The following is a 20,636-nucleotide window of genomic DNA, read 5'->3' as shown; positions in this document are numbered from 1 at the left end:
TAAAGTTGAAAGGAACAGTGCTTGGCATCGAAGGAACTGCATGGAATCTCAGTGCTTCCATCGTTAATGAGAAAGAGGTTATTGCAGAGGTTTCTGATATGTACCGTCCCTCTACAGGGGGAATACATCCCAGGGAGGCAGCACAGCACCATGCTAAATATGCCTCCTATGTAGTTAAGGGAGTTTTAGAGGAAGCAAAGAAGAAGGGAGTAGATGCTTCACAAATTGATGCTATTTCTTTTTCCCAGGGACCCGGACTTGGTGCCTGTTTGCGTACCGTGGCAACTGCAGCCAGGATGTTGGCAATAAGCCTTGATGTACCACTGGTAGGTGTAAATCACTGCCTTGCACATGTGGAAGTCGGCCGCTGGAAAACGCCTGCAACCGACCCTGTAACCCTGTATGTCAGTGGTGCTAATTCACAGGTACTGGCTTATAGAATGGGAAGATACAGGGTTTTCGGGGAAACACTGGATATCGGACTTGGAAATGCTTTTGACAAATTTGCAAGGAGTGCCGGGCTTGGACATCCGGGCGGACCGCAGATCGAGCAGTTTGCCAGAAACGCATCAAACTACATTCCACTCCCTTATGTTGTGAAAGGAATGGATCTCTCATTTTCAGGATTATCCACAGCTGCAACCGAAGCTCTGAAAAACAATTCCATGGAGGATGTATGCTATTCTTTCCAGGAGACAGCCTTTGCAATGGTAGTAGAAGTTACCGAACGCGCCCTTGCACACACCGGAAAGAGCGAGGTGCTTCTTGCAGGTGGTGTCGGAGCAAATATGAGACTCCAGGAAATGCTGGATATAATGTGTACAGAACGCGGAGCTTCCTTTTACGTACCTGAAAAGCGTTTCATGGGTGATAATGGTGCAATGATAGCATACCTGGGACTTTTGATGTATGACTCAGGGAACGTAATTGATATTGAAAACTCGCATGTTAATCCGAATTTCAGGCCAGATGAAGTGGATGTTACATGGCTTCCAAAGGATTTTAAAGACAGGAGGCAGACATGTATCTGACAAGTGGTGCTGAAGCAACTGTGAGAGTTGAAGACGATATACTAATCAAAGAAAGGGTACCAAAAAACTATCGCCTAAGAGAACTTGACGAAAGAATCCGCAAAGAAAGGACTAAAGCTGAAGCCAGGCTTTTATCCGAAGCCAGGCGAGCCGGCGTACCGACTCCCATCATTTATGACGTTGAGAATTGCACGATAAAAATGCAGTATTTGGATGGAACTGCATTGAAACACGTCATAGATGAGGATCTCAGTGAGCAAATAGGAATCCTTGTAGCTAGACTACATGAAGCTGGAATAATCCACGGAGACCTGACAACATCCAACCTGATTCTTTTCAACGAAAAGATATACATGATAGACTTTGGCCTTTCATTCTTTGACAGCAGCACCGAAGCACACGGTGTAGATGTGCATGTTCTGTTCCAAACTTTTGAAAGCACACATAGTAATCATGAGAAGCTAATTGATGCATTCTGCAGGGGTTACAGACAGGAATTCAAACATGCCGATGAAGTGCTTGAGAGAGTAAAAGAAATAGAGAAAAGAGGAAGATATGCGTAAAATTATATTTGTCACAGGTAATAAGGGTAAGTTCCGAGAAGTCAGGGATATACTTACATCCAGAGGATATGAAGTCATACAAAACACCGATGGCTACCCTGAACTTCAGGAAGATGAACTGGAACCTATTGCCGCATACGGTGCAAAGCTTGTATCAGAAAAACTGGGAATGCCTGTTATAGTTGATGATTCCGGACTGTTTATCAACGTACTCAATGGTTTTCCAGGACCTTATTCTGCCTTTGTAGAAAAAAATCTTGGAAACCAGAGAGTCCTTAAGATCATGGAAGGTGAAACTGACAGGAAAGCCCTGTTCAAGTCAGTCATAGGTTATTGTGAACCCGGGAGTGAACCACTCACATTCACCGGAACTGTAGAAGGAAAGATAGCGTTTGAAGAATTGGGAAGTGGAGGGTTTGGATACGACCCTATATTCGATTACAATGGAAAGACTTTCGGAGAACTCGGAGATGAGTTCAAGAATACAGTTTCACATCGTAGAAGGGCTCTTGACAAGTTTTTAGAATGGCTGGACTGAAAAATATCAGAAAACGGAGAGTGTATGTGAAAGCAAAAAAAACTTCATTTATTAAAGACACCCGTGCAGCTGATACCATTCCCCTAAAGATGGTATTTTACCTTGTAATAACAGGTGCTGTAATATTTCTTATGGCTTTTTCATGGAACAGCTTATCCCCTGTGTACTCCGGAACAAAGGACAGCAAACAAATAAATGATGCTTCAATTGAATTGATGTCAATACAGAATGGATACCCCAGAAACCTTCTGGAACAAAATAGTCCTGATGGCTCAACCTGCACAATCAAGCTTTCTATGCCTCATATCAGCTATCTTGCGTTTGGTGTGGACCCTGACCCCGATATGGATGGAGATTTGACCGACACCTATTGGATTCAGGAGAACAACACAATCATCTGCCAGTATGGAAATGGTGTGAAAGACAGATACCATATTGATGGAAATACCATCTATTTCAGAAAAGGAATATTGGATAATAACGGAAAATGGATTATGGATAATAATCCTGACATAAATAGAAGTCTTGGTGTTGTAATTAAAGGACCAGTTGAAGGGGACTTTGATTTCGAACTAGTTCTGGAGGAAAAAAAGTATACAATATCCTGCTTTTAAGGTGTTCAATACCTAAGCAGGATGTACTTTTCATCGAAATAAGCACCAGGAGTTGTAAAGTCAAACACCACAAGAGCTCCGGCCTCTGGCCTTACCTGGAAAGACACTTCTGTTCTTGGAGTAAGACCTTCGTACTCTTCATCCTCATCCAGGAAAACTCTTCGTATATCGACCACCACTTCCATGATATCACCTGTTCTTAACACAGGTTGTGTGGCTTTGAATACAGTCTGATCACGTGTTCTTATTGGGCTTACTGAAAAGTACTCATCTGTTGGCAGATGTATGACGTCACTTGTATCTGCCGTATCATACCTTATATTAGCAACATGTGAACCATCTGAAAGATAGATGATAAGTTGTGACAAATCAACATCCTCACTGCCAGGACCAAGGGATACGGAAATGTGTAACTTTGTGATCTCACCATAATCAACCGCACTATCCACAGTAACAGAACCTGTAGTACTACCGGAAGTATCGGTTACAGTGAAATTATGTGAACCAGCACGCGAAAAGCGATATTCATAATAAGAACTATCCTCTACAGAAGTAGCATCTTCGCCATCTACAGAAATATTGAATGCTCCTGATTCAGATATCCATTCAATCATTCCACCTTTTGAACAGCTTAAGCTTGTATCCGATAAGACACCATCCGTGACCGTTACCGTGGTGTATGTTGCACGCTCACCTTCCACACGATCAATTCTCATGTTGGAAGCAACTTCACGCGTCGTTTCTTGGCCGGTCTGTGATGCCTTTTGCTGTAGCACACCGGAAGTCTTGATTAAAAGAGCTGACGCTACTGCTGCCACAAGTACCATGGATATGAAAATGATAAGGGTACCTATACCTACCTGTGCACGGTTGTCACTGTGCATTAAATGCTTCTGATTTGCTTTCGTGCGATTCCCTCATGAAACGTTTTAGCAATCGTGTAACAGTATTAGATTACGAGTTATACTATATTAATCCTGTTATTTAATAGTTTTCAATCGCTATTATTGCTATTTGCATATGTATAAGATATTATATATCATATTATAATATAAGTTGTATTTAAATTAAACTATAAATTCATCCATGTCTTAAAAATGCCAGCCACTATTCAAAAAAAGATGAATCCAGTAAAATCGCACGTGCTGGTGCACCATCGCAACCGATAATCTTTAACGGAAGACATATAAAATAGTAAACAGACTCAACGACACCAAATAAGTGCAAATACTCAACAATATTTATTCCATGACTCAAGAACAGATGATGATTGGGAAGGGAAGACTCAACATCAACTGAAAGAGTATCAACCCCAACAACCTGAAAACCATGTTCAAATATCCACATACCTGCACTTGTTGCAAGCATCCTATCTGAAACCAAAACTTTACTGGAAGGCGAATAATTCTCCGTTTTTATCAAAAGGATGTCTATATCTTTCTCATCTGCAAATTGAATATAAGATTTCTCAAGATCATGGTCAGTTATGCAGCCTTCACCTGACGACATGTCCAGCAGAACAGCTTTTCCCATAAATGATTCGGGAAGAAGCTTATCAACGGTTTTTCCACCCCCGAATATGTGAGAAGGCGCATCTACATGAGTACCTGTATGAGTGCCAATACTGACTCTGGATACCACGAATCCATCTTTTTCAAGAGATGATACTTTTTCAATCAGAGGTTCAGGATCACCCTCATACACAGGAGTATCTTTAGATATGCCCGTGCTTATATCAATTATCCTGCCTAGCATTTTTAAAACAAAAAATATAAAGTTTTTCAATCCAGGAAGCGGATAGAATTATTTAGCACTTCATATGCCTGCTTTTCAGTCATCCCGGCACCCATGGCAACTTTCAGGGCGAAGTCCCTTGTAATAAGATTGCCCGGACTATGTGTGTCAGTATTAACTACAAGAGTGGCACCGGCTTCCATACCAATTCTTGCAACATGACCGTTAGTCCTGTTATGACCATTCCTGGCAGTAATCTCCAGGCATACATCATTTTCCCTGGCGGTCTCAGCTTCTTCAATCGTAATAAAACCCGGATGTGCAAGTATATCAACATCTGCAAGTTCAACAGAAGCTGCATTAGTACCGGGCATGACAGGCTCGTTTATAGTCTCACCATGGACTACCACAATTTCTGCGCCCAGCTCTTTTGCCATCCTTGCAAGAGGAGCAATTTTACGGGGCGGAACATGTGTGATTTCCACACCTACTTTAACCTGGATGTCAAATTCATCCTCAAGGTATTTTGCCTTGCTTACATTTTTTATAATGTGTTCCACATTTGTAAAGTCAGCATGATCGGTGATGCCTATTGCCCTATATCCATGAACTACTGCCCTTCTTACAAGTTCACTGGGAATAAGTTCACCGTCACTGAAAATAGTATGAGTATGCATATCTATCATAAGAATACCTCACCAATTATGGGAATGAATTCTACATATGTCCTAAAATTAGATAAAACCATTCCATAGGAAGACAAAAATAATATAATGTTTAATAACAATGTTCGTAAGCTTATATATTCAAAGAATTATGACTTTCTAATCAGGAAGGATGAAAAATTGACAGGTGTTAGAAGATTGGTTCTGGATGTGCTTAAACCCCATCATCCATCAATTGTTGAATTGTCCAAGACACTTAGTGTACTCCCAGGAGTGCATGGAGTGAATCTCAGTCTTTATGAGGTAGACCAGCAAACAGAAACGGTCAAGATTACCATTGAAGGTGAGAATCTTGACTATGACGAAGTAAACCAGTGCATCGAAAATCTCGGAGCTGTGGTGCACAGCATAGATGAGATTGCTGCCGGAAAACGGCTTGTGGAAGAAGTTGAAACATTGCAGGAAAGATAAGGATATCGAAAAGATATTCTTATATTACCAATACATCTTTTTTTTCTTTTATTTGAATATTGTAGTAAAATGTCACGAACTGTTGACGATTATAGATTTGTATTTAGTCCATCTTTTCAATAACATCTGCAAAGGCAAAATTAGGCTTTACATCCTGAATCTTTATTTTCACGTGATCTCCGATTTCAACATCTTTTATAAAAACTACAAAACTATCGATGAGTACTGCACCATCGCCGCTTGAACCAAGCTCTGTGATCTCAACGTCAAACTCATCCCCACGCCTGACAGGAGAAGTTAAGAATTTCTTGCCAATCACATATATTTCGGCACTCTGTGATCGCGATGCTTTGGGAGAATAAGAATGAGTGTAACTGAAATTATCCTTTACTTCCTCGAGGAAAGCCTTGAACATGTCACCCTGAAAAACCTTTACAACAAAGTGTCCTCCTGGTTTTAGTATCTTCTTTGCACATCCAAGGGCAGACCTGGTCAAATCGATGGACCTTGCATGATCATAGCTCCAGTTACCGCTAAGATTTGGTGCAGCATCACATATAACTACATCTGCCCCACCTTGTCCCACAAGGCCAAGAATCTTCTCTATAGTCCGGTCTGAAGTGATATCCCCTACAATAGTTTCAACACCCTCTATGGGCAAGATCTTTTTGAGATCAACACCCACTACTCTGCCACCTGATATCTCCTTTGCAACTTCCAACCAGCCACCGGGAGCAGCACCCAGATCAACAACTGTATCGCCTTCTTCAATTATATGGTGCTTGCCATTGATCTGGAAAAGCTTGTATGATGCACGGGAGCGATAACCCTGATCTTTAGCTTTCCAGTAATACTTATCGCGTCTATCTCTTGCCATATGAATACTTGATACTACCTAAAAGTCAAATACCTTGTGCCGACTTCAGAGATTCTATTCTACTACTGAGTTCTTTTATTTCATCCTCGATAGCAGATATATTTTCCGGAAGCCAGAAACTGTAGTCATAATATTGATTCAGTATGTCACTATACCTGTGTTCCAGGTTTTCCAGATCTTTTTCATGGACTTTTCCTTTATTGACAGAATCAATTTTATTATCCAGATTTTTTATCCTTCGATGCAGGTTCCTGCTGATCCTACCGGAAACTTTAGTGAGATCTACTTCTCTCTTTGTCAATTCAAGGATATCAATAACCTCACTTAATTCGAAAGGAACTTCCGGAAAAGCATTTGGACCAGCTATGTAATAGGCAAGATCGCTTTCCTCCATACCTTCAACTTCGTCCCAGGAGACAGCAACAATCAGATTTTCATTTTCAGAATCGTCACAGATATTCTTGATTTCAGGCATGGATCGTGGAACATCACCCCTGAGAAGAGACATTTCCTTTGCAACAGAATATATCTCCCCTACAGTCAGGGCTCCAATTGCATCAATTACCCCACAGAGTTCTTCTTTACTCAACATAATCATACCAACCTCTTTAGAACCTATATCTGCGACAAACCAACAATTGTGTTAGGATATCGGAGATATTATGTTTTTCTATACGAATATCAGATGATGAGAATATCTGTTTAATATCGATAGGAACATTTTCTGTAATTTCCTTTCCAAGCTGGAGATCCCCTGCTATGAAAAGGTAATCGATACTGCCCCGGAATTCCTCAAACATATCTTTAAGGGATGATTTTACCTTGTCGATGTGGTGTGCTATGTCTTCATCTCTCAGGCGTTCAAATCTCCTCTGGCTGAAACCGCCCTTTGCATGTTTGGCTTTCACACTACTTTTGATCACCTGAAATGAATCAAACTCTTCCATGTCAAGAGAGTAACCTACAAAAGATTCACCGGCATGTGCCACCAGTACACAAACACTTAGCTCTCTGTTAAGTGATTCCGTGACACCGCCCGTACTAAATGAATCCCCTGCAACCCAGTAAGACTTTTCCACAGGTAACGGAGGAATTATCATTTCGTTCACCAGATGATCAGGAGAATAGAACAATACAAATCCGCTTGATGAGACTACCTTTTCGATCAACGCAAGAGTTTCACTGTCTATCCGCTCCATTATTACTTCATGATCCTTAAGATCGATCAACTGCTCACCGGCAGCAACGTTTACAGTCAGCAATGAACCTGAGGGAGATCTTAATGAAGAAAGAGACAGGAGGAACTCTTCAGTTCTTGTTTTACTAAACTGATCGACACGGGTAAATGATAATTCACCTGAAGCATCCGTTCTTTGTTTTTCCAGCTCATGCTCCATTGTACGGAGTCTTACCTCTGCAGCCTTTAATTTTTCTTCTGCTTCCTGCTTTGATGCAATTGCCTTCTTTTCAGACTCAGTACTTTTTTCATACCTTATGTTGGCAGTTCTCACATCCAGCTCAAGCTCAATCATACGTGACTGTAGCTTTTTTATTTCATTCTCCAGTTCCTCTTTTCCTGAGTACCTGTTGAAAATGGAACTGATGTTATCAACAAATTTGTCCTTCTCTTTCATTTTATACCAGAAATAGAAACTTACTGGATATATAACCTGTCTATATGCTTGCAAATGGATATCTCAGTTGAACTAAACTTCATAAAATAACCTAGCCGGTCAGTTACATTAATAAAATAAAAAGAAAACTATATATAACTACAAGAAGCGAATTATAACATCTATTTATCAAAACAGGGATGAAATATGAAAACAGGCAGTGCAGTTATTGTGATATTAGTTATTCTGGGAATCCTGCTCACATCAGGATGCACAGATAACGAAACATCGGAGAAGACAACAGACGTTATTACTGTTGGAATAATGGGACCATATACAGGTGCTGCAGCTGATTACGGTATTGCTGTAAAAAATGGTGCAATGCTTGCATTTAACGAATCAAATATGCCTAATATTCAAGTAGTTACCAAAGATACCATGTCAGAACCGAAAGAAGCAGCAACAGCTATGAATAAATTGATAAGTATTGACAATGTCCAGGCCGTGATTGGCGACCTCATCCCAGCTGCAACCCTTGCTGCAGCACCAATTGCAGAACAAAATAAGGTTATTATGATATCTCCGGCATCTACAAGTACTGAAATATCAAATGCAGGAGACTATATTTTCAGGACAGTACGCGCAGATGACCGTCATGGTATTTTTTCAGCAAAAACAATGAATAACGCAGGTTACACAAAACTTGCACTTCTCTACACAAATGACCAGTATGGTAACGGCCTTGCAACTACAATTACAGAGGAATTCACAACACTTGGCGGAGAAGTCGTTGCAAATGAAACCTACCAAGCTGGATCATCCGATATGAGAAAACAGCTTACGAAAATAAAAAATGCCGGACCAGAAGTTGTCTATATCATTAGTAACGCACCTGAATCCAGTGTTGCACTGCTTAGCCAGCTAACAAACATGGGAATCGAAGCTGATATATATGGATCAGAAGGTCTCAAAGATGCTTCAATACTAGAACTTGGAAGTTCAGTTGAAGGAGTTACTATTGTGTCCGTAAGTCCGGAATCTGAAGAATTCAAGCAAAAATATATAGAAGCATATGGCAAAAAAGCACCCCTTTTTGCTGCCCAAGCGTATGATGCAGCAACTGCAATCATCATGGCAATCGAACAGGGAGCCACCAATGGAGAGGAAATAAAGAATGTGCTGTATGAGATTGAATTCGATGGTGCTTCAGGACATATCACGTTCGATGAAAAAGGAGACATTGAAGAAGGATATGTACTTGTACAAGTCCGGAATGGGGCTTTTGTTACACTAGAATCGTAAGCTCATTTAATCTTTCATTAAAATATGAAATATATCAAAAAAATGTTACACTTGTGAGAGATGCTAAAAAAAGTCAAATTCAAATCGAACTAAAAAAGAAATATCAACTAAAGCAAGATGGCTTTAGTCTTTTTTAAATAAATTAAAATTATGCATCCATTGCAAGACGGAAACCTATTGATAGATCACCATCACGTGGATCCTGCTTCCTTCTGTATGAAGTGTAAAGTGCATTTTCCTTGCTTGAGTAACTGCCACCCCTGGCAACTCTGAGGGAACCTTCGCCCTTCTCTACTGCACTACCATCCTCGCTTGCACCACCATAGTTGTCGACCCAGCTGTCCTGCACATATTCCCATACATTACCGTGCACGTCATAGAGACCAAATTGGTTTGGCAGTTTTTCGCCTACGTTATGCGTCTTCTCATAGGAGTTCTCCTGATACCAGGCATAGTCTGAAAGGAATGGACCTTCATCCTCATCTATTTCACCAAATGAATAGAGTGTGGTTGTTCCTGCAGCTGCTGCATATTCCCATTCAGCTTCAGTAGGAAGACGATATGCATCGGTTCCTTCCATCTCATTGAGTTTCTCAATGAATTGCTGGATCTCTTCCCATGATACGCTTTCAACAGGCAGATTGTCGCCCTTGGTTGCTGAAGGGTTGCTTCCCATTACTGCTTCCCACTGTGCCTGTGTGACTTCATACTTACCAATGTAGTAATCATTTGCAAGCCTTACTTCATGCACTGGCTGGGAGTAAGCATACTTTGATGTACCCATATCAAAGGTTCCGGCTTCAATAAACTGAAACTCAATATCAACAGAGCTTGATGATGATGAAACACTGTCCCCACTGTCGCTACCATTATCTTCAGATGTGCATCCTGTTACAGAGATTGCAAGAAGGAGCACAGCTAGAATTATTATTGCTTTTTTTATACCTATCCGCATAATAAGTCCTCTTTGTGACTTTTTTCGGGCACAATAGTATTAATAGATATCTATTTGAAACTGATATGAAGCATCAGACACAATAAGAGTATAATGGATGCTAAGAAATAGGTGTTACCTTTCTATGAAGTAACCCAGCAGACTTCCAAGAATAACTGTCATTACGATCATCGGAAGAAGGCTCATGGGATCAGTCCATCCAACCAGCATCCCTATGGAATCAGGAGTAAAATGGATATTGTCAGACCCTTCAAAATCGGACTCATTTTAAGGTTCGAGGTTGATATCAGAAATCCTGTAACCACCCAGTGAGCAAAAGCAGACAGATTGGCATCCCACGTTAGATTCTGCACCACCATGGGAATTACATCAATGACACCTGCAATCATGCCGAATAAAATGCCCTTTTTTACTTGTCTGAATTTCCCAGAATAGTCCCTCCAATATAATCTAATCCAACATTGGGATCTGTAGAAAAACTACTTTCATTTTTCTTCAAAATACTCGAATGCATCGATTATGTCAAGGTAAACACCATCGAAACCTGCATCGATTATTTTATCCAGATATGCATCTTCATCCCCATAGATGAGAGCCTGCCACTCTTCACTCCAGTAGCGTACCTTATAGTTGCCTTCCCAGTCTGGATTCTCGGCTTCAAGCCACTCAGGAGAGCCTACGAGCCATGAGTTATTCCAGTAGTAGCGATAGTCTTCAGCTTCACCGATGCTCATGTAGGCTATTACCAGCCTTGAGCCACCGTTAGCTTTGGTTTTCAGAGAGGATATGTCATCTGCTGTCAAAGGTGTATCATTGTAGAACAGATCAATGAGAATTGTATCATAATCTGTTTCCTGTAATGCCAGTAAAAAATCTTCCTTGTTGTCAAATTCTGCAGGATCGATGACGTATAGGAAGTTCTTAGCAGTATCTAGGGATTGAATATTATTAGCATTGACATTGAAAGGCTCACCCGGATAGTCAGGAATTGAATCAAGGTCCCTGCTGTCAGTAGCAAAGGAGATGTAACCCCTTTCGGAATTCTTACGATAGGAAGTATCGACATACGACAAACTCCAGCAGTAATCTGTTACCAGCACCATTACACCATTGTCCATGGCAAAATCAAGCAAATATGCCATGTCTTCAGTATCCTTATCCTCTGTTGGAACATTGTCGTCATCATAACCAAAGAACAGGTCTTCCTTGCCAACTCCGTCTATTGCCGCAATGTAATCATTCGCTAGCAGAACGGCCGGATGACCCCCATAGGTTAAAAGTTCTTGACCGTTCTGTGGGATGATTATGAAATCAGGGTTCTTCTGTTTTGAGTAAGTACTGATGCCTATGACAAAATTACGCATCTGCTGCCGGTAGTCGACATCTGATGTGAAGTTAGTGGTGTTATAAGAAGCATCAGATTCAGTAATTTCTAAAGGACTGTCATTGTCATTACTTTCTGAAACATCATTTTCATTATTCACACAACCGGATGTAAGGAGCATGAGTGTAACGAAGAATGTGAAGAGAAGGGGGAGAAAATCCATATATAGTAGTTTTACAGGAGGAGGTAATAAAGTTTGTTAAAGAATGTTATTGTTTCAAGCAATCTCCTTTTCCCTGACAGCATCCAGTATCTCAAAATAGGCATTCTGGACTTCTCTGGGGTAATCAGGTAGCTTAAAAGTTTTGATACCTATTTCGGACTTATAGAAACCCTGCAATATAACAAGTGGGAAAAGTAAGAACAGCAAAGTAAGGTGTCCAATCCCATAACCAGAGATATAATCCGTAATGACGAATCCCATCATAGCTGAAAAGATAAAATATACAACATAAAATCGATTATAATATCTACGGAATTCCAGCGTGATAATATGTTTATTCAAAAGTTTGGCAGTGTTTATATTCACAGTTAAATTATTTCGAATAAAGATTCTATTTCTTTTTGTATTAACACGATATTTATTACGACCAAATTCCACAGTAGCATCCGCAAATTGAGAAAGAGAAAAATCAGTGTCAACCCTACCAGATGTCCATACGTCAGCAAATACAACTTCACTTGGCAAAAGTTGAAGATCCCTATCAATCAGTTTCCTTTGAGCCATCGATTTGTAAACTTTTGGAACAATAAATGAAGTTCTGTCCTCATCAATTGAAAAAAATACATCCCTCATAACTGCATCATGAGGCTTATTGGGATTTAACCTTACAGCTATTTCATCCCCCTCAAGAAAACCATATCGATAGAATAGAGAAGTCCTCAAATTGTTCATTTCAAGACAATTCTCACCTTGATAGTCATATGTGAATAAAACCAATGAACCTCCTCTTTCTTGTCCACGTGTTGAGTCGATGCGACCGATGGAATCCACACCCTGAACGTACAGGTGTTTCAGGAAACGCATTCTTCGAACAAGCAAAATCAATCCAATTAAACTTATGACCATCATTGCTATTGTCCAATAAGTAACGGATAATTTTGCACCTGGGAGAAAGATTAAAAGATAAAATAACCATGGCAATATCATTATCCATAAACTAAAATAAGCAGCATAGTCTACTTTCAGAATCCTGTAATAATCAAACTCTTTTGTCATGACACTCAGTTTTTAAAATTATTAAAATATGACTGAAAAGAATAGAATAAATATTTTTTGATATTTGCTTCAAATATCCGGCAGCTTCATTAACTCATTCAAGGATTTCTTTTCCTGAAGAAAGTAGCCAAAAAATAAATGGATTTTCAACCCATTAACTCACCGGCTTTAAAATAGCACTCTTCTGCCTCTTCGGTCCTGTTTAACTCTTCGAGAACATTTCCTTCCAATTCCCAGACTTCACTGGATTCCGGCTCTAATTCCAAAACCTTTTCATAAGCATTCAGAGCTTCATCATAATCCCCTGTGGACTGGCTGACAATACCTTTCATTGTAAGAGCCTCAACATCATACGGGTTTAATTCAATAGCCTTGTCGAATGCATTAATAGCCTCTTCTGGCTGATCCAGCGATTCATGCAGCATTCCCTTCAAAATCCACGCAGTACCTTCTTCAGGATTATACTCCACAGACTTATCGACAGAACTAAGAGAGTCAGTATAATCGCCATAGTCGTAATAGCTCATACCCCTCAATAACCAGGCATCTGCATTTTCAGGCTCAGACTCCAGTGCTTTATCAGCTGCAGCAAGTGCCCCATCATAGTCCTCATAAAAGGCATAGTAAGTTCCTTTCAGAACCCATGCATCTGCATGCTGGGGATCAATTTCCAGAGCCTGATCAACAGAATTTATACCTTCATCATAATTGCCTAGATAGTAATAACACATGCTTTTGAGGTACCATGCATCTGCATATTCAGGATTGCTATCAAGAGACTGATGACATGCCTCCAACGCAAGCTCATACTGCCCGTTATTGTAGTATTCCATTGCCGTTGCATAGAACTGTTTTGCTTTTTTTGAATCCGAATCAATGCATCCCGCACTAAAAATGAGTAATAGAATAATCATTACAAGAATGGTTTTTGTTTTCATGAAGTCACCACTTTAACCTGATTTCTTGTTGTATCCTGTTCCTGCGAGAAATGCTCAGCATTATTTTGAATAAACAACAACTAATTAGATAATTTTATTATTATATTTATTAGATAAAAGCTTTGCTTTTTAAATTAACAAGAAATAAGCCCTAATCCTCATCTCACAAATCACGAAAATCAGGATTAAACCACGCCATGGGAATATCAGCCTCAAATCCGCCGTCTTTTCGCCGAATCTTCTTCTCCATCCTGCCTTCCTCCACAAAACCAAGGGACATGTATAGGTTTCTGGCAGCATGATTGCTCTCCTTTGTTATCAACTCGACCCTGAGAACCTCGGGATGGTCTGATCTCACCTTTTCGAGCATGGTTGTGAAAAGCATCCTGCCTATTCCTTTTCTCTGGAAGGATGGATGTACGGTAACAGTCAGATGTTCAAGGACATGAGAGAACACGCAGAGAGAAGGTTTGTATGTGTGAATCTCACCGATTATCCGGTCACTATCAACATCATCGATTACGAGGATTATGCCATCTGCTAAGCTGTTTGTGAGGAAATTTTCAATGTACTCCTCGGTAACCTCATGAGGTTCACGGATAATACCACCGGAGATTGAGGCCACCTTACGGTAGAGAATGAGGAGTTTGGGTTTGTCTATAAGGGTTGCAGGACGGGGAACAGGAAAATGATTCAAAATTTAACACCTTTATTGAATATACTATCTAATACAGTTCAAGTATAATATAGTAAAGTAGCACAAAAACAAAGTAAAAGTTAAACTTACTTATCCACCCCACTTAAATACTAAAAATCCACTTATTTAACCAAACAAGGATAGAATATGTCTCAAATTCCAAATGAACACCCAACCCTCTGGATAAAATCCGGCACATCCCAGTCGCTTCAGGGAAAGACCATCGTACTTGCAGTCACAGGCAGCATTGCTGCTGTAAGGACAGTGGAACTGGCAAGAGAGTTTATCCGCAGGGGAGCAGATGTCTATGCAGTCATGAGCGAGGCGGCCGGATGGATAATCAACCCCATGGCCCTGCATTACGCTACTGGGAACGAGGTTATCACAAGTATAACCGGGAAAGTGGAGCACGTTGAATTCTTTGGTAATCTTGGCAGGGCAGACCTGTTGCTTGTGGCTCCTGCAACGGCCAATACCATCGGCAAGATAGCAGCAGGGATAGACGATACACCTGTGACAACCTTTGCAACCACAGCCATTGGGGCAGGCAAACCTGTGATGATAGTACCTGCAATGCATGAGGATATGTACAATCATCCGGCCGTTCTGGAGAACATAGAGAAGATAAAAGGATGGGGAATCAGCTTTATCGGACCCAGGATCGAAGAAGGCATAGCAAAGATAGCTACAAATGATGAGATCGTACTTGAGGTTGAGAGGAAGATCGGGATAAAGACACTCTGCGGAAAGAAGATACTCATTACAAGTGGCTCCACGGCAGAACCCATCGACCCAATACGTATCCTTACAAACAGAGCATCCGGGAAAACAGGGAATGAACTGGCACTTGAAGCCTACCGCAGGGGCGCTGATGTCACAATAGTCCACAGGAACAAACTTGGGGTTTTTGGCATCAATGAGATACATGCCGAAACTGCAACCCAGATGACAGATGCTGTGCTTGATGAACTTGGAAAGGGCTACGATGCACTCATAAGTTCTGCAGCCATTGCAGATTATACAGTAGATGCCAGCGAGCAGAAGATCAAATCCGGAGAAGGACTTGAACTTTTATTCAGATCCACACGCAAACTCATAAAAGAAGCCAGGCAGGCATATCCACAAGTGAAGATAATAGGTTTCAAGGCAGAAGCCGGAGTGGATACGGAAGAGCTACTCAAAAGGGCAAAGCATACCCTTGAAAACTCAGGGATTGACATGATAGTGGCCAACGATGTCAGCAAAGGGGGCATTGGAACAGACAACAATAATATTACTATATTATACTCCACTGACAAAGAGAATCTCAAAATCGAAGGTTCCAAAAGTCTTATTGCAAATGTCCTTATGGATGAGATAACAGGACTGCTAACAGCAAAGGACGAAGAATAGATGCCATGTAGATCATGTACAAATACCTTTACAGCAAGTGCTTTTGCACCGGCTCATATTACAGGCTTTTTTCAGATACATGACCATCATGAGCCAATGAAAAAAGGTTCTACAGGTTGCGGATTGGTACTTGACAGAGGAGTTGACACCACTGTGACAATTACAGAGGATATCGAAAGTACCGAGATATACCTTAACGGAGAGAAAATTGCAGGAGAAACAAGCAGGTCTGTTGTTGAATCCATAACTGAACTTCCTCTAAAGGTTGAAAGTGTATCAGATATACCCATTGGATGTGGATTCGGAGCATCAGGAGCCGGAGCGCTTGGAACGGCTTATGCACTAAACCATGCGTTATCACTTGGTCATACAGCAAGCCAGCTCAATGATATCGCACATGTGGCAGAGGTCAGCAACGGCAGTGGACTTGGAGATGTCACCGGACAGGCACACGGAGGTATCCTTATCCGAAAGACACCGGGAGCGCCATCCATAGCTTCGGTTGACCAGATCCCCTCAAAAGAGAACGAGGTTTATTGCGTAGTTCTTGGTGAACTGTCTACAAAATCAATCTTGAGCAATCCCAAGATGGTGAAAGACATAAATTATGCGGGAAAGGAAGCCATGTCAAAACTCATGAAAAAGCCTTCGGTGGAAAATTTCATGATCTGCTCAAAGGAGTTCACAATTAGGAGCGGGCTTGCAAGTGACAGAGTAATGGAGGCAATAGAAACTGCTGAAAGCATAGGTGTTACAGCATCCCAGGCAATGCTTGGAAATGCGGTATTTTCAATGCCATCCCCATCACAAAGCAATGAACTTGATAATTTATTCTCGGAGTTTGGTACCGTATTGAAATTCAGGATAAGGACAGGTAGTATCAAAATAACCTGAGTGAAAACATATTTAACAGTTCCATTTATAGATGAAATAAAAAAGGTTTTAATTAAGTATCGGAGAGGTAAAAGAATGGTTGCTGAAGGTGAATGGGATCCGGAACCTAGAAGGACACCTGATTTCCCAATTAAAGATATACCACCTATCGCGGGTAAGATATTCCGCTCAATTGCAGTGGTTTTTGTATTATTGATAATCTTTTCAGTTATGTTCGGTTCAATTTTCGTATCAGTTGGGGCAGGTGAAGTAGGAGTAAAATTCAACCAGTTCGGTGGTGTGGAAGAAGATGAACTTGGCGAAGGACTACACATAGTCCCACCATGGGTCAGTGTGACAAAATACTCGGTCAGAAGTGAAACATACACCATGAGCGGAGTGACGGGCGAAGGTCAGGTAGTAGGAGATGACCAGATCAAAGCCCTTACTGTAGAAGGACTTACACTGGGACTGGATATCACTGTCAGGTACAGACTGATATCAGATGAGGTCAGCAACGTACACCAGAATCTGGGAACTAACTACGCCGAAAAGATAATTCGTCCTACAATAAGATCATCCATACGTGAGGTCGTATCCACCAAAACTGCTTTACAGGTATATGGTGAAGAAAGAGAACTGGTAGCTGGAGAAATGCTGACCAATATCGATGAAGCTTTGGGAAGCGACGGGATCATTGTTGAAGAAGTGCTGGTCAGAAACGTTGTATTGCCAACAAAAGTTGCTGAGGCCATCGAGGCAAAGCTCCAGGCAGACCAAGATGCTCAGAGAATGATATTCGTAAAGCAAAAAGAACAGCTTGAAGCTGAAAGGAAAATCATCGAAGCTAATGGTGTTGCAAATGCAACCATAGCAGAAGCATACGGTGAAGCTGAAGCACTCAGAATCATCAACGAACAGCTGGCAAAGAATCCTAACCTCATCAACTACAAGTACATACAGATGTTGCAGGGACAGGATATACAGACAATGCTGGTACCCACGGACCAGGGAATAATACTTGATGCCAGCAAATGAACACAAGGAGAAAAAGGACTGAATGACAGGAATTCCGAAGGATCACCCCAGATATGAATCCCTTATCACGAGGGAAAAGATAGTTGAAGGAGTAAATATTGGCATCACCAGCAAGCAAGGACTGGTTGCACAGGGACGTGGCGAAGCCTTTGACTATATACTCGGGGAGAAGACCATCGAATCTGCAGCCATTGCCGAAAGGGCTGCGGTTGCCTACATACTTCTGGCAGATAGTCCAATAATATCAGTAAATGGAAACACTGCAGCCCTTGTACCTGACCTGATGGTATCTCTTGCTGATGTCACCGGTGCAAAACTGGAAGTGAATCTATTTCACAGAAGCGATGCCAGAGTTCATAAGATAACAGAGCACCTGAAGGCACATGGTGCTGGTGTCATTCTTGGTGTTAAAGGGGACAAGAGGCTTGACCTTTCACACGACAGGGCCATTGTTGATGAGGATGGCATTTTCAGTGCGGATGTTGTACTGGTACCACTTGAAGACGGAGACCGTTGCCAGAAGCTTGTGGAAATGGGAAAGACCGTTATTACGATCGACCTTAACCCACTTTCAAGGACATCACTTACAGCCACTGTCACCATTGTGGACAACGTTACCAGAGCACTCAACAATATGGTTCAGTTCACAAAGGATATGAAAGGCAGCAGCAGGGATTCGCTTCAAGCCATAATTGATGCATATGATAATGACAGGGTTATATCGGATGCACTGTACTCCATGCAGGAACATCTGAAGAACAAAGCTGAAGAGAGAGGCATTACATGGATCTGATAGAGACCACGAGGCAGTTCGTTGCAAAGGTACTGGAAGGTGAACCCAGTACACACGATATGTCACACATTGAAAGGGTTGAAAACACCTGTATGAAGATACATGAGAAAGAAGGTGGCAATCTCCGTGTATTGCGCCTTGCAGCTCTCCTGCATGATGTGGGTATTGTAAGAGAACATGCAGAAGGTGGAAATCATGCGCAGTACAGTGCAGAGCTTGCACGTGATTTCCTTAATGAGAACGGAGCTGAGACAGAGCTTGTCGACCATGTAGCCTCATGTATCCTTACACATCGTTTTAGCCGTGGAATGCAGGCAGAAACAATCGAAGCCCGGATACTTCAGGATGCGGACAGGATAGATGCACTGGGAGCCGTAGGAATCTTTCGTTCCCTGGTATCCATGGGAGCATTAAGGACACTGAAACAGACCATCGGGACAGTGAAGGAAACGTCCATGAACGCTTATACGGATGACCCATTCGATGGTTTTTATGATTATATGGAGAGGAAGCCTTTCAAAATACAGGAAAGGCTGAACACAGAAACCGCAAAGGAAATTGCAGAGCGAAGGATTGCAATTATGCGGATGTATCTGGAAGAATTAAAAGAAGAAACATCAGGAGACATATAATGGCTGATATTATAATCAAGAATGCCTATATCCTCACAATGGACCCCGCCGTTGGTGACATAGAGAACGGAGTCGTTGTAATAGAAAATGGCACAATAAAAGAGATAGGCACATCCACGCAGTGCAACGCAGAGAAAATCATCGACGCTAAAGGCTCAGTCCTTATGCCAGGACTTATCAACACACACTGTCATGCAGGTATGACAATTTTCAGAGGCTATGCAGATGATATGCTGTTAGAGGACTGGCTTGAGAATCACATATGGCCTGCTGAAGCACAACTTACAGATGAGGACATCTATGCCGGTACAAGACTTGCATGCCTTGAAATGATACGCTCGGGCACCATTGCCTTTGCAGATATGTATATCCATGAGAACAGGGTTGCACAGGCTGTGGATGAAGCGGGCATCCGTGCTGCACTTTCCTACGGAATGATCGATTTCGGTGATAAAGAGAAAGCAGATAAGGAAATGGAAGTAGGCAGTGCATTTGTCAAAGAATGGAATGGTAAGGCTGATGGCAGGATAGACACAATGTATGGGCCACACGCACCCAATACATGTTCCAGGGATTTCCTCATAAGAGTGAAGGAACAGGCGGTAAAAGATAGCGTGAAACTGCACATCCACGTACTTGAAACCGAAGCTGAGCTCAATTATATGAAAGAGAACTTTGGCATGTGTTCAATACATTTTCTCAAAGGCATCAATTTCTGGGGACCTGATGTACTTGCAGCCCATTGTGTCTGGCTCTCTGACGGTGACATAAAGATACTTGCAGAATACGGAGTCAACATTTCCCACAACCCTATCAGCAATATGAAACTTGCATCGGGCATTTGTCCTGTAGCCAAACTTCTGGATGCCGGAGCTAATGTATGTCTTGGAACAGACGGCTGCGCTTCCAACAACAACCTTGACATGTTCGAGGAAATGAGAACCGCGGCTCTTTTGCAAAAGGTCAGTACAATGGACCCTACAGTACTGCCTGCACGTAAGGTTCTTGAGATGGCAACCATTAACGGTGCAAAGGCACTTGGCATCAACAGCGGAATGCTGAAGGAAGGGTACAACGCTGATATGATTATAGTTGATATGAATAAGGCACATCTGACCCCTGTCTATGACGTTGCATCACACCTGGTTTACGCTGCCAGCGGTAAGGATGTGAAGACGACCATCGTAAATGGTAAAATGCTCATGGAAGATGGAAAAATACTCTCAATGGACGAGCAGGAAGTAATAGACATTGCAATTCAGAGGTCAAAAGACCTTATATTAAAAATTAACAATTGATGCAGACTA

General features: G+C 41.5%; 23 protein-coding genes. 12 read left to right on the top strand and 11 right to left on the bottom strand.

The window, feature by feature from the left end:
• Window positions 1-5 precede the first annotated feature (5 nt).
• From QZZ23_RS03125 to QZZ23_RS03110, 4 genes are read left to right on the top strand one after another with little or no spacing between them, the layout of a single operon-like run.
• Complete coding sequence (locus QZZ23_RS03125; RefSeq protein WP_292466745.1) at window positions 6-1,031, top strand: bifunctional N(6)-L-threonylcarbamoyladenine synthase/serine/threonine protein kinase; 1,026 nt, start codon at window positions 6-8, stop codon at window positions 1,029-1,031.
• Window positions 1,022-1,594, top strand: coding sequence for a Kae1-associated kinase Bud32 (locus QZZ23_RS03120; protein ID WP_292466744.1), 573 nt, complete (start codon window positions 1,022-1,024; stop codon window positions 1,592-1,594). Before QZZ23_RS03125 ends, QZZ23_RS03120 begins: the two co-directional genes overlap by 10 nt.
• A complete protein-coding gene (locus QZZ23_RS03115; RefSeq protein WP_292466742.1) occupies window positions 1,587-2,132 on the top strand; it encodes an XTP/dITP diphosphatase in 546 nt (181 codons plus the stop codon). The genes QZZ23_RS03120 and QZZ23_RS03115 overlap by 8 nt, the downstream gene beginning before the upstream one ends.
• 26 nt (window positions 2,133-2,158) lie before the next feature.
• Window positions 2,159-2,746: a hypothetical protein gene (locus QZZ23_RS03110; RefSeq protein WP_292466741.1), complete on the top strand. Its 588-nt coding sequence runs from the start codon at window positions 2,159-2,161 to the stop codon at window positions 2,744-2,746.
• A gap of 5 nt (window positions 2,747-2,751) precedes the next feature.
• On the opposite strand, the gene QZZ23_RS03105 is transcribed toward QZZ23_RS03110, so the two are convergent.
• The 3 genes from QZZ23_RS03105 to QZZ23_RS03095 form a co-directional block, all read right to left on the bottom strand.
• The gene (locus tag QZZ23_RS03105; RefSeq protein ID WP_292466740.1) at window positions 2,752-3,630 is read right to left on the bottom strand and encodes an archaellin/type IV pilin N-terminal domain-containing protein; all 879 of its coding nucleotides are present in this window, start codon (window positions 3,628-3,630) and stop codon (window positions 2,752-2,754) included.
• Window positions 3,631-3,853: 223 nt separating this feature from the next.
• The gene (locus QZZ23_RS03100) at window positions 3,854-4,501 is read right to left on the bottom strand and encodes a cyclase family protein (protein ID WP_292466738.1); all 648 of its coding nucleotides are present in this window, start codon (window positions 4,499-4,501) and stop codon (window positions 3,854-3,856) included.
• Between the two features lie 26 nt (window positions 4,502-4,527).
• The gene (locus QZZ23_RS03095) at window positions 4,528-5,166 is read right to left on the bottom strand and encodes a histidinol phosphate phosphatase domain-containing protein (protein WP_292466737.1); all 639 of its coding nucleotides are present in this window, start codon (window positions 5,164-5,166) and stop codon (window positions 4,528-4,530) included.
• Window positions 5,167-5,325: 159 nt separating this feature from the next.
• On the opposite strand from QZZ23_RS03095, the gene QZZ23_RS03090 reads away from it, so the two are divergent.
• Window positions 5,326-5,616, top strand: coding sequence for a DUF211 domain-containing protein (locus QZZ23_RS03090; RefSeq protein ID WP_292466736.1), 291 nt, complete (start codon window positions 5,326-5,328; stop codon window positions 5,614-5,616).
• A 103-nt stretch (window positions 5,617-5,719) separates the two neighbouring features.
• On the opposite strand, the gene QZZ23_RS03085 is transcribed toward QZZ23_RS03090, so the two are convergent.
• From QZZ23_RS03085 to QZZ23_RS03075, 3 genes are read right to left on the bottom strand one after another with little or no spacing between them, the layout of a single operon-like run.
• On the bottom strand, window positions 5,720-6,493 hold the full coding sequence (locus tag QZZ23_RS03085) for a 23S rRNA (uridine(2552)-2'-O)-methyltransferase (RefSeq protein WP_292466735.1): 774 nt from the start codon (window positions 6,491-6,493) through the stop codon (window positions 5,720-5,722).
• 25 nt (window positions 6,494-6,518) lie between these two features.
• The gene (locus QZZ23_RS03080) at window positions 6,519-7,091 is read right to left on the bottom strand and encodes a hypothetical protein (protein WP_292466733.1); all 573 of its coding nucleotides are present in this window, start codon (window positions 7,089-7,091) and stop codon (window positions 6,519-6,521) included.
• Between the two features lie 10 nt (window positions 7,092-7,101).
• Window positions 7,102-8,127, bottom strand: coding sequence for a Vms1/Ankzf1 family peptidyl-tRNA hydrolase (locus QZZ23_RS03075; protein WP_292466732.1), 1,026 nt, complete (start codon window positions 8,125-8,127; stop codon window positions 7,102-7,104).
• Window positions 8,128-8,313: 186 nt separating this feature from the next.
• Here QZZ23_RS03075 and QZZ23_RS03070 point away from each other — a divergent pair, with 186 nt between their 5' ends.
• On the top strand, window positions 8,314-9,408 hold the full coding sequence (locus tag QZZ23_RS03070) for a penicillin-binding protein activator (protein WP_292466731.1): 1,095 nt from the start codon (window positions 8,314-8,316) through the stop codon (window positions 9,406-9,408).
• A 148-nt stretch (window positions 9,409-9,556) separates the two neighbouring features.
• Here QZZ23_RS03070 and QZZ23_RS03065 read toward each other — a convergent pair whose 3' ends face one another.
• From QZZ23_RS03065 to QZZ23_RS03045, 5 genes are all read right to left on the bottom strand, one after another.
• Window positions 9,557-10,363 carry a formylglycine-generating enzyme family protein gene (locus QZZ23_RS03065; RefSeq protein WP_292466730.1) on the bottom strand — a complete coding sequence of 269 codons (807 nt, stop codon included), beginning with the start codon at window positions 10,361-10,363 and terminating at the stop codon, window positions 9,557-9,559.
• Window positions 10,364-10,848: 485 nt separating this feature from the next.
• Complete coding sequence (locus tag QZZ23_RS03060) at window positions 10,849-11,910, bottom strand: endo alpha-1,4 polygalactosaminidase (protein WP_292466729.1); 1,062 nt, start codon at window positions 11,908-11,910, stop codon at window positions 10,849-10,851.
• A 54-nt stretch (window positions 11,911-11,964) separates the two neighbouring features.
• Window positions 11,965-12,966 carry a hypothetical protein gene (locus QZZ23_RS03055; RefSeq protein WP_292466728.1) on the bottom strand — a complete coding sequence of 334 codons (1,002 nt, stop codon included), beginning with the start codon at window positions 12,964-12,966 and terminating at the stop codon, window positions 11,965-11,967.
• A gap of 146 nt (window positions 12,967-13,112) precedes the next feature.
• On the bottom strand, window positions 13,113-13,904 hold the full coding sequence (locus QZZ23_RS03050; RefSeq protein WP_292466727.1) for a tetratricopeptide repeat protein: 792 nt from the start codon (window positions 13,902-13,904) through the stop codon (window positions 13,113-13,115).
• A 163-nt stretch (window positions 13,905-14,067) separates the two neighbouring features.
• Window positions 14,068-14,601, bottom strand: coding sequence for an N-acetyltransferase (locus tag QZZ23_RS03045; protein ID WP_292466726.1), 534 nt, complete (start codon window positions 14,599-14,601; stop codon window positions 14,068-14,070).
• A 147-nt stretch (window positions 14,602-14,748) separates the two neighbouring features.
• Between QZZ23_RS03045 and coaBC the strand changes: the two genes are divergently transcribed.
• The 6 genes from coaBC to QZZ23_RS03015 all read left to right on the top strand — a co-directional run bounded on the left by coaBC (window position 14,749) and on the right by QZZ23_RS03015 (window position 20,627).
• Entirely contained in the window at window positions 14,749-15,993 is a 1,245-nt protein-coding gene (gene coaBC, locus QZZ23_RS03040) for a bifunctional phosphopantothenoylcysteine decarboxylase/phosphopantothenate--cysteine ligase CoaBC (protein WP_292466725.1), read from the top strand.
• 96 nt (window positions 15,994-16,089) lie between these two features.
• A complete protein-coding gene (locus tag QZZ23_RS03035) occupies window positions 16,090-16,887 on the top strand; it encodes a pantoate kinase (protein ID WP_292466724.1) in 798 nt (265 codons plus the stop codon).
• 75 nt (window positions 16,888-16,962) lie between these two features.
• The gene (locus QZZ23_RS03030) at window positions 16,963-17,904 is read left to right on the top strand and encodes a prohibitin family protein (RefSeq protein ID WP_292466723.1); all 942 of its coding nucleotides are present in this window, start codon (window positions 16,963-16,965) and stop codon (window positions 17,902-17,904) included.
• Window positions 17,905-17,926: 22 nt separating this feature from the next.
• Window positions 17,927-18,697, top strand: coding sequence for a 4-phosphopantoate--beta-alanine ligase (locus QZZ23_RS03025; protein ID WP_292466722.1), 771 nt, complete (start codon window positions 17,927-17,929; stop codon window positions 18,695-18,697).
• The gene (locus QZZ23_RS03020; protein WP_292466721.1) at window positions 18,688-19,329 is read left to right on the top strand and encodes an HD domain-containing protein; all 642 of its coding nucleotides are present in this window, start codon (window positions 18,688-18,690) and stop codon (window positions 19,327-19,329) included. Before QZZ23_RS03025 ends, QZZ23_RS03020 begins: the two co-directional genes overlap by 10 nt.
• Complete coding sequence (locus QZZ23_RS03015) at window positions 19,329-20,627, top strand: amidohydrolase family protein (protein WP_292466720.1); 1,299 nt, start codon at window positions 19,329-19,331, stop codon at window positions 20,625-20,627. Before QZZ23_RS03020 ends, QZZ23_RS03015 begins: the two co-directional genes overlap by 1 nt.
• Window positions 20,628-20,636: the final 9 nt, after the last annotated feature.

This window comes from Methanolobus sp. (assembly GCF_016278385.1).
Taxonomy (GTDB): Archaea; Halobacteriota; Methanosarcinia; order Methanosarcinales; family Methanosarcinaceae; genus Methanolobus.
Note: the sequence above shows the minus strand (reverse complement) of the source record. Positions and strands in the feature narration are given on the sequence as shown.

Bases quoted from the DNA above. Each gene is read 5' to 3' on its own strand.
- QZZ23_RS03055 (WP_292466728.1), bottom strand. From the start codon at position 12,966: ATGACAAAAGAGTTTGATTATTACAGGATTCTGAAAGTAGACTATGCT.
- QZZ23_RS03115 (WP_292466742.1), top strand. From the start codon at position 1,587: ATGCGTAAAATTATATTTGTCACAGGTAATAAGGGTAAGTTCCGAGAA.
- QZZ23_RS03105 (WP_292466740.1), bottom strand. From the start codon at position 3,630: ATGCACAGTGACAACCGTGCACAGGTAGGTATAGGTACCCTTATCATT.
- QZZ23_RS03085 (WP_292466735.1), bottom strand. From the start codon at position 6,493: ATGGCAAGAGATAGACGCGATAAGTATTACTGGAAAGCTAAAGATCAG.
- QZZ23_RS03035 (WP_292466724.1), top strand. From the start codon at position 16,090: ATGAAAAAAGGTTCTACAGGTTGCGGATTGGTACTTGACAGAGGAGTT.
- QZZ23_RS03050 (WP_292466727.1), bottom strand. From the start codon at position 13,904: ATGAAAACAAAAACCATTCTTGTAATGATTATTCTATTACTCATTTTT.
- QZZ23_RS03065 (WP_292466730.1), bottom strand. From the start codon at position 10,363: ATGCGGATAGGTATAAAAAAAGCAATAATAATTCTAGCTGTGCTCCTT.
- QZZ23_RS03020 (WP_292466721.1), top strand. From the start codon at position 18,688: ATGGATCTGATAGAGACCACGAGGCAGTTCGTTGCAAAGGTACTGGAA.
- QZZ23_RS03095 (WP_292466737.1), bottom strand. From the start codon at position 5,166: ATGATAGATATGCATACTCATACTATTTTCAGTGACGGTGAACTTATT.
- QZZ23_RS03015 (WP_292466720.1), top strand. From the start codon at position 19,329: ATGGCTGATATTATAATCAAGAATGCCTATATCCTCACAATGGACCCC.
- coaBC (WP_292466725.1), top strand. From the start codon at position 14,749: ATGTCTCAAATTCCAAATGAACACCCAACCCTCTGGATAAAATCCGGC.
- QZZ23_RS03070 (WP_292466731.1), top strand. From the start codon at position 8,314: ATGAAAACAGGCAGTGCAGTTATTGTGATATTAGTTATTCTGGGAATC.
- QZZ23_RS03120 (WP_292466744.1), top strand. From the start codon at position 1,022: ATGTATCTGACAAGTGGTGCTGAAGCAACTGTGAGAGTTGAAGACGAT.
- QZZ23_RS03030 (WP_292466723.1), top strand. From the start codon at position 16,963: ATGGTTGCTGAAGGTGAATGGGATCCGGAACCTAGAAGGACACCTGAT.
- QZZ23_RS03060 (WP_292466729.1), bottom strand. From the start codon at position 11,910: ATGGATTTTCTCCCCCTTCTCTTCACATTCTTCGTTACACTCATGCTC.
- QZZ23_RS03025 (WP_292466722.1), top strand. From the start codon at position 17,927: ATGACAGGAATTCCGAAGGATCACCCCAGATATGAATCCCTTATCACG.
- QZZ23_RS03075 (WP_292466732.1), bottom strand. From the start codon at position 8,127: ATGAAAGAGAAGGACAAATTTGTTGATAACATCAGTTCCATTTTCAAC.
- QZZ23_RS03100 (WP_292466738.1), bottom strand. From the start codon at position 4,501: ATGCTAGGCAGGATAATTGATATAAGCACGGGCATATCTAAAGATACT.
- QZZ23_RS03080 (WP_292466733.1), bottom strand. From the start codon at position 7,091: ATGATTATGTTGAGTAAAGAAGAACTCTGTGGGGTAATTGATGCAATT.